Annotated in this window: 18 protein-coding genes; 8 read left to right on the forward strand and 10 right to left on the reverse strand. The window is 38.8% G+C overall.

Features of this window, described 5'->3' with window-relative positions:
- Window positions 1-20: 20 nt before the first annotated feature.
- The 3 genes from CFY84_RS04025 (at window position 21) to CFY84_RS04035 (ending at window position 3,903) form a co-directional block, all read left to right on the forward strand.
- Window positions 21-1,007 (forward strand): LysR family transcriptional regulator, encoded by a 987-nt coding sequence (locus CFY84_RS04025; protein WP_088822899.1) that lies wholly within the window; start codon window positions 21-23, stop codon window positions 1,005-1,007.
- Window positions 1,008-1,115: 108 nt separating this feature from the next.
- On the forward strand, window positions 1,116-2,456 hold the full coding sequence (locus CFY84_RS04030) for a hemolysin family protein (RefSeq protein ID WP_088822900.1): 1,341 nt from the start codon (window positions 1,116-1,118) through the stop codon (window positions 2,454-2,456).
- Window positions 2,457-2,565: 109 nt separating this feature from the next.
- Window positions 2,566-3,903, forward strand: coding sequence for a CitMHS family transporter (locus CFY84_RS04035; RefSeq protein ID WP_088822901.1), 1,338 nt, complete (start codon window positions 2,566-2,568; stop codon window positions 3,901-3,903).
- A gap of 61 nt (window positions 3,904-3,964) precedes the next feature.
- Here CFY84_RS04035 and lysS read toward each other — a convergent pair whose 3' ends face one another.
- Window positions 3,965-5,494 carry a lysine--tRNA ligase gene (gene lysS, locus CFY84_RS04040; protein WP_088822902.1) on the reverse strand — a complete coding sequence of 510 codons (1,530 nt, stop codon included), beginning with the start codon at window positions 5,492-5,494 and terminating at the stop codon, window positions 3,965-3,967.
- Window positions 5,495-5,721: 227 nt separating this feature from the next.
- On the opposite strand from lysS, the gene CFY84_RS04045 reads away from it, so the two are divergent.
- The gene (locus CFY84_RS04045) at window positions 5,722-6,234 is read left to right on the forward strand and encodes a YqiA/YcfP family alpha/beta fold hydrolase (RefSeq protein ID WP_088822903.1); all 513 of its coding nucleotides are present in this window, start codon (window positions 5,722-5,724) and stop codon (window positions 6,232-6,234) included.
- A 46-nt stretch (window positions 6,235-6,280) separates the two neighbouring features.
- Here the strand turns inward: CFY84_RS04045 and CFY84_RS04050 are convergent, their stop codons facing one another.
- Window positions 6,281-6,817 (reverse strand): adenine phosphoribosyltransferase, encoded by a 537-nt coding sequence (locus CFY84_RS04050; protein ID WP_088822904.1) that lies wholly within the window; start codon window positions 6,815-6,817, stop codon window positions 6,281-6,283.
- Between the two features lie 275 nt (window positions 6,818-7,092).
- On the opposite strand from CFY84_RS04050, the gene CFY84_RS04055 reads away from it, so the two are divergent.
- From CFY84_RS04055 to oxyR, 3 genes are all read left to right on the forward strand, one after another.
- Entirely contained in the window at window positions 7,093-7,257 is a 165-nt protein-coding gene (locus CFY84_RS04055; protein WP_088822905.1) for a rubredoxin, read from the forward strand.
- Window positions 7,258-7,546: 289 nt separating this feature from the next.
- Window positions 7,547-8,479, forward strand: coding sequence for an alpha/beta fold hydrolase (locus tag CFY84_RS04060; RefSeq protein ID WP_088822906.1), 933 nt, complete (start codon window positions 7,547-7,549; stop codon window positions 8,477-8,479).
- Between the two features lie 18 nt (window positions 8,480-8,497).
- Window positions 8,498-9,406, forward strand: coding sequence for a LysR family transcriptional regulator OxyR (gene oxyR, locus CFY84_RS04065; RefSeq protein WP_088822907.1), 909 nt, complete (start codon window positions 8,498-8,500; stop codon window positions 9,404-9,406).
- 59 nt (window positions 9,407-9,465) lie between these two features.
- Here oxyR and gyrA read toward each other — a convergent pair whose 3' ends face one another.
- The 8 genes from gyrA to CFY84_RS04105 all read right to left on the reverse strand — a co-directional run bounded on the left by gyrA (window position 9,466) and on the right by CFY84_RS04105 (window position 19,500).
- Entirely contained in the window at window positions 9,466-12,177 is a 2,712-nt protein-coding gene (gyrA, locus tag CFY84_RS04070) for a DNA gyrase subunit A (RefSeq protein WP_088822908.1), read from the reverse strand.
- Window positions 12,178-12,430: 253 nt separating this feature from the next.
- Entirely contained in the window at window positions 12,431-13,363 is a 933-nt protein-coding gene (locus CFY84_RS04075) for an electron transfer flavoprotein subunit alpha/FixB family protein (protein ID WP_088822909.1), read from the reverse strand.
- 16 nt (window positions 13,364-13,379) lie between these two features.
- Window positions 13,380-14,132, reverse strand: coding sequence for an electron transfer flavoprotein subunit beta/FixA family protein (locus CFY84_RS04080; RefSeq protein WP_088822910.1), 753 nt, complete (start codon window positions 14,130-14,132; stop codon window positions 13,380-13,382).
- Between the two features lie 370 nt (window positions 14,133-14,502).
- Window positions 14,503-15,405: a site-specific tyrosine recombinase/integron integrase gene (gene xerA / locus CFY84_RS04085; protein WP_088822911.1), complete on the reverse strand. Its 903-nt coding sequence runs from the start codon at window positions 15,403-15,405 to the stop codon at window positions 14,503-14,505.
- 40 nt (window positions 15,406-15,445) lie between these two features.
- On the reverse strand, window positions 15,446-16,291 hold the full coding sequence (gene dapF / locus CFY84_RS04090) for a diaminopimelate epimerase (RefSeq protein WP_088822912.1): 846 nt from the start codon (window positions 16,289-16,291) through the stop codon (window positions 15,446-15,448).
- Window positions 16,292-16,294: 3 nt separating this feature from the next.
- Window positions 16,295-17,548, reverse strand: a complete 1,254-nt coding sequence (lysA, locus tag CFY84_RS04095) for a diaminopimelate decarboxylase (protein ID WP_088822913.1) — start codon at window positions 17,546-17,548, stop codon at window positions 16,295-16,297.
- A 19-nt stretch (window positions 17,549-17,567) separates the two neighbouring features.
- A complete protein-coding gene (locus CFY84_RS04100; protein ID WP_228149593.1) occupies window positions 17,568-17,762 on the reverse strand; it encodes a hypothetical protein in 195 nt (64 codons plus the stop codon).
- Between the two features lie 316 nt (window positions 17,763-18,078).
- The gene (locus CFY84_RS04105; RefSeq protein ID WP_088822915.1) at window positions 18,079-19,500 is read right to left on the reverse strand and encodes an amino acid permease; all 1,422 of its coding nucleotides are present in this window, start codon (window positions 19,498-19,500) and stop codon (window positions 18,079-18,081) included.
- Between the two features lie 169 nt (window positions 19,501-19,669).
- Between CFY84_RS04105 and radA the strand changes: the two genes are divergently transcribed.
- Window positions 19,670-21,037 (forward strand): DNA repair protein RadA, encoded by a 1,368-nt coding sequence (gene radA, locus CFY84_RS04110; RefSeq protein ID WP_088823384.1) that lies wholly within the window; start codon window positions 19,670-19,672, stop codon window positions 21,035-21,037.
- Window positions 21,038-21,168: the final 131 nt, after the last annotated feature.

The following is a 21,168-nucleotide window of genomic DNA, read 5'->3' on the forward strand; positions in this document are numbered from 1 at the left end:
GTGATCTTGGTATTTTTTTTATGAATCTTGAGCGAGTGGATTTAAACTTATTGATTTATCTTGATGTCTTGTTGAGAGAAAAAAATGTCACTCGTGCAGCAGAACAATTGGGCGTTACACAGCCTGCAATGAGTAATATTTTGCGTCGATTGCGAACATTATTTAATGATCCGCTTTTGATCCGTTCTTCTGAAGGTATGACCCCGACTGAACGTGCATTAGAATTACAGCCAAGAATACGAGATGCTTTATCTGATTTATCAATGATTTTAGAGCCGCGTACAGATTTTAAACCATATACCAGTACACGTGTTTTTCGAATTATGACCTCAGATTATGCAGAGGCAACGTTAATTCCAAGACTAGTAAAAGCACTACGGGCTGAAGCACCACACGTAGTATTGGATTTTTTAACCCCAAGCGATGTGTCTTATCGAGATATGGAGCAAGGTAAGGTTGATTTAGCCATTAACCGATTTACTGAAATTCCACAAAGTTTCCACCAAGTGCTGGTTTGGCGCGATAGCTTTTCGTGTTTAATTAGCGCTCAGCATCCCCATGTCGAACACTTTAATTTAAAAAATTATTTAGATGCACATCATATTTGGGTCTCTAAAACAGGAATGGGCATTGGATTTGGGGTGAACCCTGAAAAACAATCTGGCTTAGGTTGGATAGACCAAGCATTGGAGCGGATCGGACAAAAACGTAAAATTTCTATTTTTACAAGGCATTATCAAATGCCTGCATTGCTTACGCGTAATGTTGACTTAATTGCCACATTACCAACACGTATAGCAGATTTACAAGCCACTAATCCAGAATTAGTGATTAAAGACCCACCTTTTTACATTCCAGAAATTGAATTAAAAATGGCTTGGTGTCCACTTCTTCATCACCATCCTGCACATCGTTGGTTACGCCAGCTGATTTTATATGTTGCAAGACAAATGGTAGAAGAAGAAAATCGTGAGTATTTAAAGGTAAATACGCATACACATTATTAAGTTTTCTGTCTCTTTTTTCTTACAGTGACGGTTATTTTCTATACCGCACTGTATCTTTTTATGTTACAAAATACCTAATAATGCAAAATTTATAAATACAGGTGCATTGTGAGTTTTTTTCAAAGTATTGTGATCGTTAGTATTCTGATCGCCGCTGGTAGTTTTTTGGCCCTTGCCGAAATTGCACTTGCAGGCGCAAGGAAAGTTAAACTGAAGATCTTGGCAGAATCAGGCGATGAACGCGCACAAAAGGTATTGGACGTTCAAGCGCAATCTGCTGACTTTTTTGCTGCATCCCAAATTGGTTTGAATGCAGTTGGTATTTTAGGCGGGATTATCGGAGAACCTGCATTTCGCTTGGTTTTTCTTGATCTACTAAAACACTTTTTTGATGGCGCATGGATTGAAACTGCCGCCTTTGGTCTATCATTTGTTTTTGTGACCTTAATCTTTATTTTATTTGCTGACTTTATGCCAAAGCGCTTGGCAATGATCGCACCAGAAAAAATTGCGATTGCAGTCATTGTACCCACGTTAATCTATGTCAAAATTTGCTCTCCCTTGGCATGGGTCGTAAATGTTATTACTAACTTGTTGTTTCGTTTGTTTAAAGTGAACACCATTCGTGAAGACAATATTACCTTTGATGATATTGCTGCCGTCATGGAAGCTGGCGCACAAGCAGGTGTATTACTAAAACAAGAACACCATTTTATTGAAAATGTGTTTGAGCTTGAGGAACGTACTGTACCGTCTAGCATGACCACGCGTGAAAATATTGTCTTTTTCACTTTAACTGAATCCGAAGAAAGTATTAAACAAAAATTAGCGCAATACCCATTTTCAAAATTCCTAGTCTGTAACGAAACAATTGATCAAATGATTGGTTATGTTGATGCCAAAGACTTCTTGGTTCGAATTTTGAATAATCAAAAATTGAATCAATTGAACGAATCAACCATTCGCAGTGTGTTAACTATTCCAGACACCCTCACCTTATCAGAACTGCTTGATCGTTTTAGAGCAAGTAAAGAAACATTGGCTGTGGTCATCAATGAATATGCATGGGTGGTCGGTGTCATCAGCTTAAATGACATCATGAGTACGGTCATGGGTGATTGGGTAACCCCTATGGATGAAAATCAGCAGATTATTAAACGTGACCAACATTCATGGTTAATTGAAGGCAGTACACCTATCGAAGACATGAAACATGTTTTAGATATTGATGAAATGCCGGAAGAAGAAAATTATGAAACTGTTGCAGGCTTTATGATGTATAAGCTCAGAAAAGTACCTCGTCCTGCAGATTTCGTTGAATTTAACAATTTTAAATTTGAAGTGGTCGATGTTGATCACTTTAAAATCGACCAGCTCTTGGTCACACGACTTTCTGTGATCAATGAAGATATTTTCATACCAGATAAAAATAAAGATGAAAATAGTTAAAAAAAGGTGCGTTATCGCACCTTTTTTAATGATATAAGACAAATGTCTATTATTTTAACAACAAGTAAATAAATATACTCAAGGTACCCATAACACTAAGGACAGTATTATGCTGACATGGCTAGGCATTATCATGATTGGATGCTTTATGTATCTAATCATGAGTAAGCGTTTAAGTGCACTGACTGCACTCACGATTATCCCCATCCTCTTTGCTGTACTGGCTGCTTTTTTAGGTCACTATATCGATGATTTAAATCATATTCAGTTCGATGCACTCGGCAACATGATGTTAGATGGAATTCAAAAGCTTGCACCAACAGGAATTATGCTTTTGTTTGCCATCATGTATTTTGCACTCATGATTGATACCGGCTTATTTGATCCTCCTGTACAATGGATTTTGGATCGTGTACATGGCGATCCGTTAAAAGTGACATTAGGAACCGTATTATTAACACTGATCGTCTCTTTAGATGGTGATGGTTCAACCACATATATGATTTGTGTTGCAGCAATGTTGCCGCTATTCAAACGCCTGAATATGAACCCACTGATCATGACCTGTTTAATGTTGCTCAGCAGTGGCATTATGAATTTAACGCCTTGGGGTGGCCCAACTGCACGTGCTGCAAGTGCTTTACATGTTGACCCAAGCGAAATATTTGTTGCCATGCTTATTCCTATGGGCATAAGTATTCTGTGGGTTTTTATATTGGCATATGCGTATGGTCGTTATGAGCGAAAAAGATTAGGCATCATTCAATTAAAACAACCTGAACATCAGGTTGAAATTACTGTATCGCAGAACCAAGAAGCACGTCGCCCACATTTAAGAACCATCAATGCCATCTTAACTTTATGTTTAATGATTTCATTGGTGATGGGCTTTTTGCCGATGCCTATTTTATTTATGATTGCCTTTTCTATTGCGCTATGTATTAACTATCCAAGCCTTGAACAACAAAAGGCACGAATTGCAGAACATGCTGATAGCGCATTGGCTGTGGTGAGTTTAATTTTTGCAGCAGGAATTTTTACAGGTATTTTATCAGGGACAGGTATGATTCATGCGATGTCTGAGCAATTTGTACATTCAATGCCAGAATTTCTTGGACCGTATTCTGCACCTGTGACCGCCATTGTGAGTATGCCACTCACCTTTTTTATGTCAAATGATGCATTTTACTATGGCATGTTACCTATTTTATCAGAAGCCGCAACTCATTATGGAGTGACTCCTGTTGAAATGGCACGTGCTTCAATTATTGGACAACCTGTCCATCTACTCTCACCACTTGTGCCATCAACATATTTATTATGTGGGTTGGCAGGTGTCGATTTTGCAGATCATCAACGTTTTACGCTCAAATGGGCGATTGCAACTTGTTTTGTACTGTTATTAAGTGCATTGCTATTTGGCATCATCCCTTTTGCCGTCAGCTAATCCAATTTATCAGCAATAAAAAAACCCTTTATCAATAAAGGGTTTTTTATTTCATATACGCTTAACTGTCTTTACGGCGCATATGCGGAAACAATAATACATCACGAATACTTGCAGCATTTGCAAACAACATGACAAGACGGTCAATCCCAATACCCTGTCCTGCTGTCGGTGGCAAACCATACTCTAAGGCTTCAATAAATTCAGCGTCATAGTGCATTGCTTCGTCATCACCAGCATCTTTTTCTGCCACTTGCGCTTGGAAACGTTCTGCTTGATCAATTGGATCATTCAACTCGCTAAATCCATTTGCTAACTCGCGACCACCAATGAAGAACTCAAAGCGATCTGTAACATGTGGATTATCATCATTACGACGAGCAAGTGGTGATGTTTCTGCAGGGTATTCGGTAATGAATGTAGGTTGACGCAATTGTGTTTCAACAGTTTCTTCAAACACTATTGTCTGCAATCTGCCTAAACCAAAGCCTGGTTTAACTTGCTCTTTCAGTTCGTTTTGAACAAAAGATGCTAAAAACTCACGATCTGCAACATTTTCAGCCGTGAAATTAGGATTATGTTCTAAAATAGCATCAAACATAGAGATTTTTTTGAATGGGCCTTTAAAGCTAAATGTTTCTTCTGCATAAGGCACATCAGTAGAACCTAAGATATCTAACGCTAGCTTTTCTAACATGTTTTCAGTTAGTGCCATTAAATCTTTATAATCTGCATACGCTTGATAAAATTCAATCATCGTAAATTCAGGATTATGACGTGTTGATACACCCTCATTTCTGAAGTTACGGTTAATTTCAAACACACGCTCAAAACCACCAACTACTAAACGTTTAAGATATAATTCTGGCGCAATACGCAGAAATAAATTCATATCTAGTGCATTGTGATGCGTCACAAATGGCTTGGCTGATGCACCACCAGGAATGACATGCATCATTGGTGTTTCAACTTCCATAAAACGCTCAGCAACCAAATACTGACGTATACCTGCGATAACTTGCGCACGGATTTCAAAAGTTTTACGTGTTTCTTCATTCACAATCAGATCTAAATAACGCTTACGATATTTAGCTTCTGTGTCGTTTAAACCATGAAATTTATCTGGCAATGGACGCAATGATTTAGTAAGCAGTTCAAATGTTTGTAAATGAACATATAAATCGCCTTTACCAGAACGCCCGATATATCCAGTGGCTGCCACAATATCGCCCAAATCAAGCGCTTTAATTGAGTTCAATTGGTCTTCAGGTAAACCTTTACGGTCTACATACAGCTGAATACGACCAGTCATGTCTTGTAATACAATAAACGAGCCACGGTTAAGCATGACACGTCCTGCAACTTTGACATAAACATGTTCAGCTGCTTCAATCGTTGCTTTGTCTTGATCTTGGAAAGTGGCTTGCAAGTCAGCAGCATAATGCTCACGTTTAAAACCGTTTGGCCAAGGGCTTACACCCTTTTCTTTTGCTTGTTCTTCTATTTGTTTTAACTTGGCGTGACGCTGTGCAATTAAATCGTTTTCGGAAATAGTTGGTTCAGCACTCGATTGAGCGGGGTGTTGCGTCATTTCAGCCTCGATAAAAATAATCAAAAGTTAAGTTACCGACTATAGCAGAACTCGGTTTTTTTTTCTAATTTGATGTCACATCTGCATATAAAAAATAGACAATTATCAAATTTATAGTAGGTATTAGACTATTTGCTAACTTCAAAGCCTGATGTTTCAACGTAAAATCATTATTTATAGAATGATATTCAAAAACAATCGTTCATCTTGAATAAGACATCAGAGCAATGAAACCGAAGAGTACGAAAATATTGTTTTTCCATGGCTTAGATTCATCAAAAGCATCAACAAAATTTCATGCAATTTCTTCACCTAATAAATTTTGTATTGATGTTGATTACCGTAATCTAAGTTTTAACAGTGTGCTTGAGTTTTATCATCACACCATTCATAAAATTAAACCAAACTTATTAGTCGGTCATGGTATTGGTGGATATTGGGCATTAAAAATGTCTTATTTATTTCAATTACCTGCCATTATTGCCAACCCATGTTTACAACCTAATTTTCGAACAGATTATTTAAGCATCAGTGAAACAGATCTAGACCATGAAATTCCGCAATTGGCGTATTTAGAATTGGGAGATGAAACACTTAACATGGTCGAAACACGCAATTTTTTAGAACATTTTATGTTTATTGAGGTCAATCCTGGTGGTTATCACCGGCTTGAATATCCTGAGCGGCTAAATCAACTGATTCAGTTTTTTGAAACCAACTACTTACTTGACCGAAATTAAAAAACGACTGCAAATACAGTCGTTTTTTGGTTTGAATTGCATCAGATTAACATGCAGTAGAGCGATCGCTTTCCTTCAATACCGACCATACTGGCATATCTAAAGGTTGATTTAACAACTCTAAATCAAGTAATACCGAAGTACCTAATACAGTCAGATGACTTTTTAAAGCCAAAGATAACGTGGCGCGTAATGTACCACCTGTCGCCAAAATATCATCAACTAAAATGACTTTTTGTGGCTGCACAGATGCAGACAATTCAAGACGATCTGTCCCATATTCCAAGCTATATTCAACGCCAATGACAGGTGGAGGTAACTTGCCTGCTTTACGAACTAAAATGAGTCCTTTATTGAGTCGTTGAGCTAAAAAGCTCGCCAAAACAAAGCCTCTTGCTTCAACAGCCATGAAGCTATCGACCATCTCTAATTCTGCTTGCGGAATGCTTTCAATCAAAGCATCTGTCAATGCTTGAATTTCAGTTAAAAAGAGTGGTGTTAAATCATAGAAACAAATTCCAGCACGTGGGAAATCAGGCACTGTACGAATATGTGTCCACAATGATTGAGCAAGATGAGTCATAACAAGAAAAGATCAATTGACAAAATTTGCCTGATTTTAATCTGCTTCATGAAAAAACACTATATTTTGCACCAAATCAGTGGCTTTTTTTTGTAGCCTTGCACGCATTTGGCCATCTGCCCCGTCAATTTAATCAATCATCTGTTTTATCTTAAAGCACAAAAATGATATTCAGCAATATCACCTCTTAGAGTGCAGATCAGACTCGTGTAGAATACTGCATATTGTGTTGACAGGCATTGATGTTACCCATCACCCAATTTGGAGAATATGACATGAAAACTTATCAGTGTATTGTATGCGGTTTTATTTACAGCGAAGCAGAAGGCTGGCCTGAAGATGGAATTGCAGCAGGAACAAAATGGGAAGATGTTCCTGAAGATTGGAACTGCCCAGACTGCGGCATTACCAAAGATGACTTTGAAATGAAAGAAATTTAACATGATCAAAAAGACCATAATTCTATGGTCTTTTTTTGTTTTAAGCACATCAAGCGTGTATACCCACTCAAATATGATCAAGATTTGCGCTATTTACACTCAAACTCTGTTATACTTTTATATAGATTATTCCAAATATATGAAAGTATCCTAAACAGATACAATATATATTACGAATTAAAACAAACAAATAGCTTTGCCTTATTGTAAAATACATATTGAGTTTATTGGATGAACTTTAATTTGAACATCCTTTTTATTGGTTAAATAAGAGATTTCCACTCAAACAATGAAGCATCTTCCCGTCTCTCCTTATGCACCATTTATGAATGAAATCCGTGTCGAACTTGATCACGGCATACATCTTCATGCAGAAGTCGGTGGAAACCCTGACCACCCTTGTGTGGTGTTAATTATGGGTTTAGGTGTACAACTGATTGATTGGCCTGCTTCTTTTTGTCAGTATTTGATTGACCAAGGGTTTTATGTCGTACGTTTTGACAACCGTGATATTGGTCTGTCATCTAAACTATCCGATGTCCCTGTTCGTCAAAATATACTCACGCTCATGATTCGTTTTAAACTTGGCATCGCCAATACACTCTCACCCAGTTACACCTTAGAAGACATGGCAGATGACACTGCCAACTTAATGCAAAAATTAAATATTGAGCAGTATGTTGTCATTGGTGCATCAATGGGTGGTATGATTGCCCAAATATTGGCTGCAAAATATCCAAAAAATGTGCAAAAACTTGGACTTTTGTTTACCAGTAATAATCAAGCATTTTTACCTGCGCCGGGTTTTCAACAATTACAGATGTTTTTTGGTAAAGCAAAATCCAACCAAAAAGCAGACATAATTGAACACCGAATTAAAGTCAGTAAAATTATTGGCTCGCCAAGCTGTATAAATGAGACAAAATTACGTAAAATAGCAGAGCTTGCTTATGATCGTTGCTATGCACCTGACGGTGTATTTAGACAATTATTGGCAATTCTTTGTACAGGCTCCCTCAATATTTGGGATCAGAAAATAACTCAACCCACGCTTGTTGTTCATGGACAGCGCGATAAGTTACTTCCTGCAAGTCACGGAAAGGCTGTTGCAAAATCCATTAAAAATGCGCGATTTGAATTAATTTTAGGAATGGGGCATGATATTCCGGAAGAATATGTTCCTCAATTAGGTGCCTTGTTTGCACATCATTTTAAATCTTAAAAAAAGTACTAGGACGTTATGGCCGCATTACCCTCTTTAAGACAGCTTTCTTACTTGGTCACCCTGTCTGAAACATTGCATTTTACTGAAGCAGCACGTAGATCGTTTGTTACGCAATCTACGCTCTCTGGCGGTATTATGGAACTAGAACGCTTATTAGGTGGCGTACTGGTTGAGCGTGACAGACAGAATGTTCGTTTAACACCACTTGGTGAACAAGTTGTCGCGCGTGCGCGCGTCTTGTTGGCCGATGCACAAGATTTGATGCGTCTAAGTCGTGAAATGAGTGAACCGCTGACCGGTGATTTGCATTTAGGCATTATTCCAACCATCGCACCATTTATTCTAACCCAACTGTTAGATGAGGTTCATCGTCATCTTCCAAAAATTCAGCTTCATTTACATGAAGCACAAAGCGAAAAAATTGTAGAAAAGCTTGAACATGGTAGCTTAGATATGATTATTTTGGCGCTTCCATTTGATACCCGTGGATTAAAAGTGGCTGAAATATTTCAAGAAGATCTTGTCCTTGTCTACAGTAAGCAAGATCAAACCTGTACCAATGTTACTTCTCTTGATGACTTAGACATGTCACGTTTAATGCTACTTGAAGAAGGACACTGTTTGCGTGACCATGTATTAAGTGCTTGCCCAATTGGCGACCGTAAAACAGATCACCGCATTAAAGCAAGTTCATTGCCAACGTTAGTTGAAATGGTTTCTTCAAATTTAGGTTATACCTTATTGCCAGAAATCTCATTGAAACAACACATTTTACAATACCATCAAGAATTGAATAACAAACGTATTGCCAATGCACCAACACGTACAATTTCATTGGTTACACGTAAAAGTACGCCACTTCAAAATGAGTTTGATGTGCTTGCTGACATTCTAAAGAGAATCACAACCACTACACGTGCTTAACCTGTTCAATAAGCAATAAAAAAGGAAGCACGAAGCTTCCTTTTTTATTGCTTTATCTTTTATTCTGCAACATCATCATCTTGAGCAGGCTCAGCAATACTGACCACATCATCAAGAATGACATCTTCTAATGGTTCATCTTCCTCAGGAATTAAAGCTTCAATTGAAACCACTTTCACCAAAGTTTCGTTTGTTAAACGAATGAGACGAACCCCTTGTGCGTTACGCCCTGTCGTTGCCACTTCTGAAGCACGGGTACGTACTAAAGTGCCAGCATTCGAAATCAAAAGCATTTCTTTACTTTCATCAATCGAAACCGCACCAACCAATTGACCATTACGCTCACTGGTTTTGATTGCAATAATGCCTTTCCCACCACGTTTTTTAGTTGGGAAGTCATCTACTGGCGTACGTTTACCATAACCATTTTCACATGCGCACAGAACTTCGCCACTTTCAGGAACCACAACCAATGAAACAATATAGGTGGTGCTTAACGTTGAATCAGCATCTTGAGTATCTTCTGCTGTATCATCATCTGCATCGACTGCGTCATCTAACTCTGTAACCGAGGCTGCAAAACTAACACGCATACCACGTACACCACGTGCTGTACGACCCATGGTTCTTACATCTGTTTCTGCAAAGCGAATTGCTTTTCCTTCATTCGAGAAAAGCATAATCTGTTGCTTACCATCAGTGATTGAAACACCAATTAATGTGTCTTCTTCATTCAACTCAATCGCACGTAAGCCATTCGATCTTACATTACTAAATTGTGATAGCTCAACACGTTTCACTGTACCTGATGCTGTCGCCATAAAGACATAATGATCTTCTGGGAAACTGGTCACAGGTAAAATTGCAGTAATGGTTTCATTTGGATCTAATGGCAACAAGTTGACCATTGGACGACCTTTTGCACCACGAGAGGCCTGCGGAACCTCATAAGCTTTTAAGCGATATACTTTACCCACATTGGTAAAACATAAAACTGTTGCATGGTTGGATGCCACAATCAGATGCTGAATGATGTCATCACTCTTCATTGATGTTGCAGACTTGCCGCGCCCACCACGACGCTGAGCTTGATAATCAGACAAAGGCTGTGTTTTTGCATATCCTGTTTGCGATACAGTAAGTACAATTTGCTCTTCAGGAATTAAGTCTTCACGGCTAAAGTCAATTCTTGATTCAACAATATCTGTACGACGTGTATCACCATACTGTTGCAAAATTAAGTTGAGCTCTTCACGAATTACCGCCATCAATAAACTAAAGTCATTTAAAATTGCATTGAGCTCAACAATTTGACCTAAGATATCATTGTATTCGGCATGCAGTTTATCTTGTTCTAAGCCGGTTAAACGATGCAATCTTAATTCTAAAATTGCATTCACTTGCACAGGTGACAAACGATAAATTTGATCTGAAATACCAAATGGACGCGCTAAATCTTCACCTTCAATTTCATCAGGGCGAATCGATACAGAGCCTGCTTTTTCAAGCAATGCCACAATACTTCCCGCTGTCCACTCACCATCTAATAATTTTGCGCGTGCTTCTGCGGGATTACCTGAGGTACGAATTGCTTCAATGATCGCATCAATATTGGCTAATGCAACAGTGAGACCTTCTAAAATATGACCACGTTCGCGTGCTTTACGTAGCTCATACATCGTACGGCGTGTAACCACTTCTTGACGATGGCGAATAAATGCAGAAATGATGTCTTTCAAATTCATCAGTTTCGGCTGTCCATTATCAAGACATACCATATTGATGCTAAATGAATTCTCAAGCTGCGTATTCAAGAATAAATTATTTACAATGACTTCAGCGTTTTCGCCACGCTTTAAATCAATTGCAATACGCATCCCTTCTTTATCTGACTCATCACGAAGTTCTGAAATACCTTCTAGCTTTTTCTCTTTAACCAATTCTGCAATACGCTCAATGACACGCGCTTTGTTGACTTGGTATGGAATTTCAGTAAATACGATGGTCGTACGGTTGGTTTTCTCATCTTCTTCAAAATGATATTTACCACGAATATGAACACGACCTTTCCCTGTACGGTAGGCATCAACAATGCCTGATTTACCGTAAATAATACCGCCTGTTGGGAAATCAGGGCCACTGATGTGATCCATTAAGCCTTCAACAGAGATATTTGGATCATTGGCATACGCTAAACATGCATGAATCACTTCAGTCATATTATGCGGTGCCATGTTGGTTGCCATACCGACCGCAATACCTGCTGCACCATTAATTAACAAATTTGGAATACGTGTTGGTACAACCTGAGGAATCCGTTCAGATCCATCATAGTTATCTTCCCAATCTACCGTGTCTTTTTCCAAATCTGCCAACAATTCATGTGCCAACTTGGTCATCCGAACTTCGGTATAACGCATTGCTGCTGCACTATCACCATCAATTGAACCGAAGTTACCTTGACCATCGACAAGACAATAACGCAAGCTAAAATTTTGCGCCATCCGTACAATGGTTTCATAGACGGCTGAATCGCCATGCGGGTGATATTTACCAATGACATCACCAACGACACGGGCAGATTTTTTATAGGCTTTGTTATAATCATTACCCAGCTCGTGCATAGCATAAAGCACACGACGATGAACGGGTTTCAGGCCATCTCTCACATCTGGCAATGCACGTGACACAATCACGCTCATGGCATAATCTAGATATGAGTTTTTGAGTTCATCCTCAATGGCAATCGGTCTTATTTCCGATACGCTCATGCATACTCCTTATTCTTTTGGTTAGTTATAACCACAAGTCCACAAAACAAAAGAGACTTTAGTGCAAAAAAATTGAACTAAACTTATAAAAAATTAACGCTATATTTTAGCATATTTGCCATATCAATTGTGGAGTAAGCACAATAAAGCAGGTATATTTTTATAAAAAAGATGTGATTTATTGTGAAGAAAATTATTCTGTGTGACATAAAAAAAACGCCTCAGCTTGAGGCGTTTTTTTGGATGAAAATGATTAAATTTTGCTTACCAATTCTGGCACAACATCATTTAAATCACCAACTAACCAATAGTCTGCAACCGCATTAATAGGTGCTTCTTCATCTTTATTGATGGCAACAATTACTTTAGAGTCTTTCATACCTGCCAAATGCTGAATTGCACCTGAAATACCTGCTGCAATATATAAATCTGGCGCAACAATTTTACCGGTTTGCCCAACTTGCATGTCGTTCGGTACAAAACCAGCATCCACTGCCGCACGAGATGCACCTAAAGCAGCACCGAGCTTATCTGCCAATGGATCAAGTACTTGATGGTAGTTCTCACCTGAACCTACACCACGCCCACCTGACACCACAACACGTGCGGCTGACAATTCTGGACGATCTGTTTTGATGATTTCTTCAGTAACAAATTGTGATACACCAGCGTCTTTTGCAAGGTCGATGGTTTCAATTTGTGCTGAACCACCCTCAGCTGCAACAGCATCAAATGCAGTAGTACGTACAGTTGCAAGAATAATACGTTCTTCCGACTGAACAGTTGCAATTGCATTACCCGCATAAATAGCACGCTTAAAGGTATTCGCTGCATTTACTGCGATAATGTCTGTGACCATGCTTACATCTAACAGTGCTGCAACGCGTGGTAATACATTTTTACCTGTGGTGGTAGATGGCGCTAAAATATGTGTATAGCCATTTGCAAGATCAACCACAAGAGCGGATAAGTTTTCTGCTAAATGATGTGCATAAACTGCTTGATCAGCCGCCAAAACACGACCTACACCGGCTACATGTTGTGCTTGTTCAGCCACAGCATGTACATTTTGACCTGCCACTAAAACAGTTACTTCACCACCAATTTGCTGTGCAGCAGCCACAACATGCAAAGTTGCACTGTTTAATGTCTGATTATCATGCTCAGCAATAACTAAAATACTCATGATTTATTCCTTTGTATTAGATCACTTTCGCTTCATTTTTCAGTTTATCAACCAACTCATCTACAGAATTTACGCGAATCCCGGCTTGACGCTCAGGTGGATTCTCAACTGCAATGGTTTTTAGCTTGGTTGCTACAGTGACTTGGTAATCTGCAGGTGTTTTCACATCAAGTGGTTTTTTACGTGCTTTCATGATGTCAGGTAATTTGACATATCTTGGTTCATTTAAACGTAAATCAGCTGTGATCACAGCAGGCTGTGTCAGCTCAATCGTTTGTAAACCACCATCAATTTCACGAATAACTTGTACTTTATCGCCATTCACAGTAATTTCAGAGGCAAATGTTGCCTGTCCTGAACCAAGCAGTGCGCTAAGCATTTGACCAACTTGATTTGATTCGTCATCAATCGCTTGCTTGCCAAGCAGAATTAAGTCTGGTTTTTCTTCAAGCGCAATTCCTTTTAGGATTTTTGCTACTTCAAGCGCGCCAAGGTCATCGTGATTGGTTTCAACAAGAATTGAACGATCGCCACCTAATGCCATTGAAGAACGTAACTGTTCTTGTGCTTCTTTTGGACCGACAGCAACAATGACAATTTCAGAAACGATTCCTTTTTCTTTTAAACGTACTGCTTCTTCAACAGCAATTTCGCAAAATGGATTAATTGACATTTTTACATTTGTCAAATCAACACCACTATGATCTGGCTTAATGCGAACTTTCACATTAGCATCTACTACACGTTTGACCGCAACGAGAGCCTTCATGTAATCCTCGGCTGTATATTTAATTCAATATGGAGAGGAAAAGCGTTTGGCTTTTCAAATTTGGATTTTTTCAGTGCTTATCTTGCATTGATGTGACACAGTTGGTCAAGCAACAAATTTTTAATGCTGTGGTTTTTTCAATCAGAATGATTGTTATATCACCAGCTGAATACAACTTGCACAGCATCGGTACAATTTTAAATAAACTATATTATTATATTACAGTATGTTATATCTAAGATACTCACGATTTTACTGATAAATTTATCAATTATACTGATAATAACCATAAAAATTATTCAATGTATTGATATGTTACATCCTATACATTCATGTTCATTTAGGAGGAGAAATCGCTTACATATTGCACTTATGCTCTTGGGTGTGCTTTGTCATAAACAGCAGCTAAGCGTGCAAAATCTAAATGTGTATAAACTTGTGTTGTCGATAAATTACTGTGCCCTAGCATTTCTTGCACTGCTCTTAAATCGCCACTTTCTGCCAACATATGACTTGCAAAACAGTGTCTAAGTAAATGCGGATGTAAATTCACATTAATGCCTGCACGCTTGGCTTGAAATTTGACACGATTTTCAATTTGTCTTGCACTTAATGCTTGTCCTTTAAGCGAAACAAAAACAGCATCACTAGGCTGAAAGCCCCCTTTCCAAAGCTGATAGATTTGAATCCAAGTGATTAACGCTTGTTTTGATTTTTGCCCAAATGGCACAATACGTTCTTTATTTCCTTTCCCTAAAATTCTTAATAACTGACGTTGAAAATCAATATCTTTAAAACGTAATGCTTGAATTTCAGATAAACGGATTCCACTTGAATACAGTAATTCTAGAATCGCTTTATCGCGAATCCACAATTGCTGATCACGTTCAGTTGCAGGTTCAAGTTGGTCTAATAGCTCGATAATAGTGTCTGGATCTATTAAACCAGGTAGCGGTCGAGGTTGACGCTTTAATTGAAAATCTTGGCAAATATTTTGTGGTAATACGTGGTTTTCGTTGAGCCATTTCATGAATTGACGAATTGCACTCAGTTGACGTTGCAATGTACTAGAACTCAAATGGTCTATTTCAACTTTATAAGAAATATACTCTCGCAAATCAGAAGTTTCTAACTGATAAATATCTATTTTTTTGCGATCAATAAACGTTAAAAAATCAGTCAAATCACGGCGATATGCCTTTAATGTTTCTAAAGATTGGTGTTGTGCTTGTCTAGATACAAGCCAATTCTCTAACCATTGCATATTATTCATCTAGACAAACACCTTTTAAGTCAGACGCTGAACCTTTGGCTTAGCCTTGGAAGTATCGCAAATCTAAACGACCTTCATATACTGTTGATGTTGGACCTGTCATCCATACAACACCGCCTTCTTGCCATGCAATATTTAAACGCCCACCTGCCAATTCAATTTCAACTTGTGAAGACAATAAACCACGGCGCATTGCACTGACTGCTGCCGCACATGCACCTGTACCGCAGGCCATCGTTTCACCCACACCACGTTCAAATACTCTTAAACGAGCACGCTTATCATTGATAATCTGTAAAAAACCAGCATTAACACGTTGCGGGAAACGAACATGTTTTTCAATTTGTGGGCCTAAACGTGCAACATCTACATTTAATACATCAGGGACAATCGTCACTGCATGAGGGTTGCCCATATTCACAACATCAATTTTAATATTGAGCTGATCTGCCAGTTCAAGGTTATAAAGTGCCTCTTGCTCTTCAGCAACAAATGGAATTTCAGCTGGTGTAAATTTTGGCTGTCCCATATTCACTCGAACCCAACCATTTAAACCCAATTCTGGCTCAACAATGCCCGATTTAGTTTCAACTTTAATTTTGGTTTTTCGAGTTAATTGACGGTCATGCACAAAACGTGCAAAACAGCGTACGCCATTACCACACTGCTCAACCTCTGACCCATCTGCATTAAAAATACGATATTTAAAATCTGCGTTGGGTAAATCAGGTGGTTCAACAATTAAAAGCTGATCAAATCCAATCCCAAAATGACGGTCAGCCAAACGTTGAATGGTTAGCGCATCAAACTGTGCATGTTGGCTGATTAAATCAACCACCATGAAATCATTACCTAACCCATGCATTTTTGTAAATTCAAGTAACATGTTTTATTCCTCAGGCAATAAACGTTCTCTTTCCCACAATGACTCAATGGTTTCTCGTGCTCGAATGATATGTGATGTATGACCATCTACCATCACTTCGGCTGCACGTGCGCGGGTATTATAATTCGAACTCATCACAAACCCATAAGCCCCTGCACCAAAAACAGCAAGATGATCATCTGCTTGTAATGCAAGTGCACGATCTTTTGCTAAGAAATCACCAGTTTCACAAATTGCGCCCACAATATCCCATGTTTTAACCTCAGCATCTGCTTGTGGCAATGTCACAGGCTGAATATCCATCCATGCTTGGTATAATGATGGACGAATTAAATCATTCATTGCAGCATCAACAATCGCAAAGTTGCGATGATTGGTAGGTTTTAATAAGTCAACTTTGGTCAATAACAGCCCTGCATTGGCACTAATACTACGACCTGGCTCCATATAGACTTTTAAACCAATTTGCTCTAAAGCAGGTTGCAATGCTTGAGCAAATTCAAGCATTGTCGGTGGGGTCTCATCTTTATAGACCACACCTAAACCACCACCAATATCAACATGCTGTAATTGAATACCTAACCCTTTGAGTGCATCAATCATGCTGATTAAACGCTTTAACGCATCTTCAAATGGCTGTGTTTCTGTAAGCTGTGAACCAATATGACAATCAATACCAATAATATTTAAGTGTGGTAATGAATGCGCGTATTGATAAGTTTCTAATACGGTATCACTTTGAATACCAAATTTATTTTCTTTTAAGCCTGTTGAAATATATGGATGTGTATTGGCATCAACATCTGGATTAACACGCAGTGAAATCGGTGCTTTTGTATTCAGTCGCTTTGCAACTTTTTCAATACGGTCTAATTCTGCATAAGACTCAACATTAAAACATGCAATTCCAACGTTCAATGCATTCTCAATGTCTTGTTCTGATTTACCTAAGCCTGAAAATACAATTTTTTTCGGGTCACCACCTGCAGCCAAAACACGTGCAAGCTCTCCACCGGTCACAATATCAAAGCCTGATCCCATTTTTGCCAACACATTCAGTACAGCAAGGTTTGAGTTTGATTTCACAGCAAAGCAAATTTGGTGATCGATATAACCAAATGCCTGATCTAAGCTTGAATAATGCTGTTCTAAAATGGATTTAGAATAAACATAAAGCGGCGTACCATACTGTGAAGCCAATTCGTTTAAATTGCATCCTTCAGCATGCAATACACCTTGTACTCGATTAAAACTCATAAAACATACCTACGAATAATTAATTATTTTGCCCTGATGAACGCATATTTGGCGTTGATGATGGTTCTGACGCTGTAGTTTCTGTTTTATTTTGTTTGTCTTCTTGCTGACCATGCCACAGTAAATATTTTGGTCGTGTGTCTAAATTTGGATCATTGGTCAATTGTAATGCACCTGACTGACCACAGCCACCAAGCAATGTTATTGTGGCCATGAATCCCATGACGCCAATCAATTTGTACATAACCCTATACCTAATATTTTCATTTTAATGATTATACCTTGATGTGAGATGCTTTGAAATGTTTCTCAATTAAGCTTTTGCATGCCATTGGATTATCACTACACGTGGACTTATGCCCCGCCAAATAAAGATTGAATGATAATGAAGCATGGCTTTGCACAGAAAAAGGATCAATCTCACCATGCCGTCATTTCTTGGCATCAAAAAGAAAACCCGATTGCACGCAATCGGGTCAAGTTCATTCAAATTGTCTTTTTTGCATTATTTTGGTGCAAGTTAAGAAGATTTAGAACTTTTTAGTCGGTGTGTTTTGGTTTTTGATACGCGGTTTATAAAAACCAAAGTAACCAATCGCAAGCACAAGTAACCAAATTGGGCTCACCACTAAAGAGCGGCGTGTATCATCTTCTAAGCTTAAAATTCCAATGGTAAAGACAAAGAATATAATGACAACATAGCTCATGAAGACACCACCTGGCATTTTAAAGCTTGAGGCTGTATGCAATTCTGGACGTGATTTACGATAGCGGATGTAACATAGCAGAATAATAATCCACACTGAGATAAATAAAATCGTACACAGCGTGCCTGCCAAGGTAAATGCTTCAATCGTATTTGGTACAAAATACTGAAGTAATGAACCACCCATAATACATGCGCAAGAGAATAACAACCCATTCGCAGGTACACCACTTTTGGTTAAAAAGCTCATCATTTTAGGTGCTTGAGCATCTCTTGACAAACCAAACATCATTCGGCTGGTTGAAAAAATCCCACTGTTCATAGATGACATTACAGAAGATAAAACCACCAAGTTCATAATCACTGCAGCAGTTGGAATACCTGCCATTAAGAACAGTTCAACAAACGGACTACGATCTGCTTTCACTTCAGTCCATGGTGTAACTGACATCACAACCACCAATGACAGTACATAGAATAAGATTACACGTACAGGAATCGAGTTAACGGCTTTAGGTAAGTTTTTGGTTGGATCTTTGGTTTCTGCAGCTGTTGTTCCAACCAATTCCACCCCAATAAAGGCAAAAATTGCGATTTGGAAACCTGCCAAAAAGCCATTGACGCCATTTGGGAACATCCCACCATGACTCCAAATATTACTAATTGATGCGACTGATCCGCCTGGCGAGGTATAATGCGTTGCAACCATATATGCGCCCGCAATAATTAAAGCAATAATGGCAACAATTTTAATAATTGCAAACCAAAATTCGACTTCACCAAATAGCTTTACAGTTAATAAGTTTAACAAAAGCAAGAAGATGACACAGCCTGCACTAATTAAAGCTTGATCAATTGGGCTAAAACTTGCGCCTGCTGGTAACCAAAAGGTGAGATAACTGACGACTGCAGTTAAATCGGCCATACCAACAAATACCCAGCCTAACCAATAGGTCCAGCCAACATAAAAGCCCACGCCTGGACCCAATAAGTCATAGGCCATGTCCACAAATGATTTATAGTTTAAATTTGATAACAACATTTCCCCCAATGCACGCATTAAGAAAAACACCATCGTACCAATGATCATATAAATGATTAAAATAGATGGGCCAGCCAGTGAAATTGTCTTTCCTGACCCCATAAACAGTCCTGTACCAATGGCACCGCCAATTGCTATCAGCTGTAAATGACGATTTGTCAGATTACGTTGCAAATCTGTAGAATGATGGTCTTGTGCAGTCATTCAGGTCTCTTCTTCAGTACCAGTATGTTGCTATGATAAGCAAAAAATATTCCAATATCTGCTATAAATGATGTTTTTCTCATTATTCGTCTATTTTTTATATCAAATGCTTTAATTAATTGATCCTTTTAAAGCGTATTTCTATTGAATGGATCAACGAGATCAAACTATGAGTAAAGTTAAAACCATTTACCGTTGTGAACAATGTGGCGCTGATCATACAAAATGGGCAGGTCAATGTACTGACTGTGGTGAATGGAACTCACTTGTTGAAGCAAAGTTAGATACCACAGCACACCGTGCAAGACCTAAAGTTAGTGGCTATGCAGGTCAAGTCTCTCAAATCACTACTTTAAACCAAATCTCAATTTCTAGAGAAACAAGGTTACCCACAGGAATCAGTGAATTTGATCGGGTGCTTGGTGGTGGATTGGTCACAGGATCAGTGGTATTGATCGGTGGTGACCCAGGTATTGGTAAATCTACCATTTTATTACAAACTGCAACCTATATGGCCAAAGCAGGTGCTGCACTTTATGTCACAGGTGAAGAGTCGCTCTCACAAGTGGCATTACGTGCACAACGCCTCGAGCTTTCAACAGATCATTTAAAAGTGATGGCTGAAACTTGTGTCGAGCGAATTTGCGAAGCGTTGGCTCAAGAGCGCCCTGCTGTTGCCATTTTAGATTCTATTCAGACCCTATACACTGAAACGATTCAATCCGCACCAGGCGGTGTGTCACAAATTCGTGAATCTGCAGCATTACTGACTCGTTTTGCTAAAAATAGTGGAACATCTTTATTTTTAGTTGGTCATGTAACCAAAGAAGGTGCCTTGGCAGGCCCACGTGTTTTAGAACATATGGTGGACTGTGTATTATATTTTGAAGGTCAATCTGACTCGCGTTACCGTATGATTCGTGCTGTGAAAAACCGTTTTGGCGCAGTCAATGAATTGGGTGTATTTGGCATGACCGATACAGGGCTTAAAGAGGTCTCAAACCCGTCCGCAATTTTTTTAAGCCGTTATGATGAGCCAATTCCAGGTTCAGTTGTGATGGTGAGCCGTGAAGGAACTCGCCCGCTTTTGGTTGAAGTACAAGCATTGGTCGATGATGCACATGGTCAAGCACGGCGTGTATCACTTGGTATGGATCAAAACCGACTCAATATGTTACTTGCCGTCATGCACCGCCATGGTGGTATACAAACCACAGGTCAAGATGTGTATGTCAATATTGTCGGTGGCTTAAAAATTACAGAAACAGGTTCAGACTTGGCGGTATTATTAGCGTGTGCATCAAGTTTACGGGGTAAAGCATTCCCTCAGCAGTTGGCTGTATTTGGTGAAGTGGGCTTATCAGGCGAAATACGTCCTGTGCCTAATGGTCAAGAACGTTTAAAAGAGGCCGTTAAGCATGGTTTCGAATACATTATTTTGCCACGCGCCAATGCGCCGCAAAAACCAATTAAGGGTATAAAAGTCATTGCTGTGGCACGATTGCATGAGGCATTAACAGCAGCGCTTGATTTATAAAACCACACATGAACACTACGTTTTTTACGATTTCACTGTAAATCAAAGCATTTCTCGGATTAAGTTGTTAAATTTTAGTTGCAAGCATTGAAATTTTATAATTTTGCCTGCATAAAGGTACACTTATCTTT

Source organism: Acinetobacter apis (genome assembly GCF_900197575.1).
Classification (GTDB): domain Bacteria; phylum Pseudomonadota; class Gammaproteobacteria; order Pseudomonadales; family Moraxellaceae; genus Acinetobacter; species Acinetobacter apis.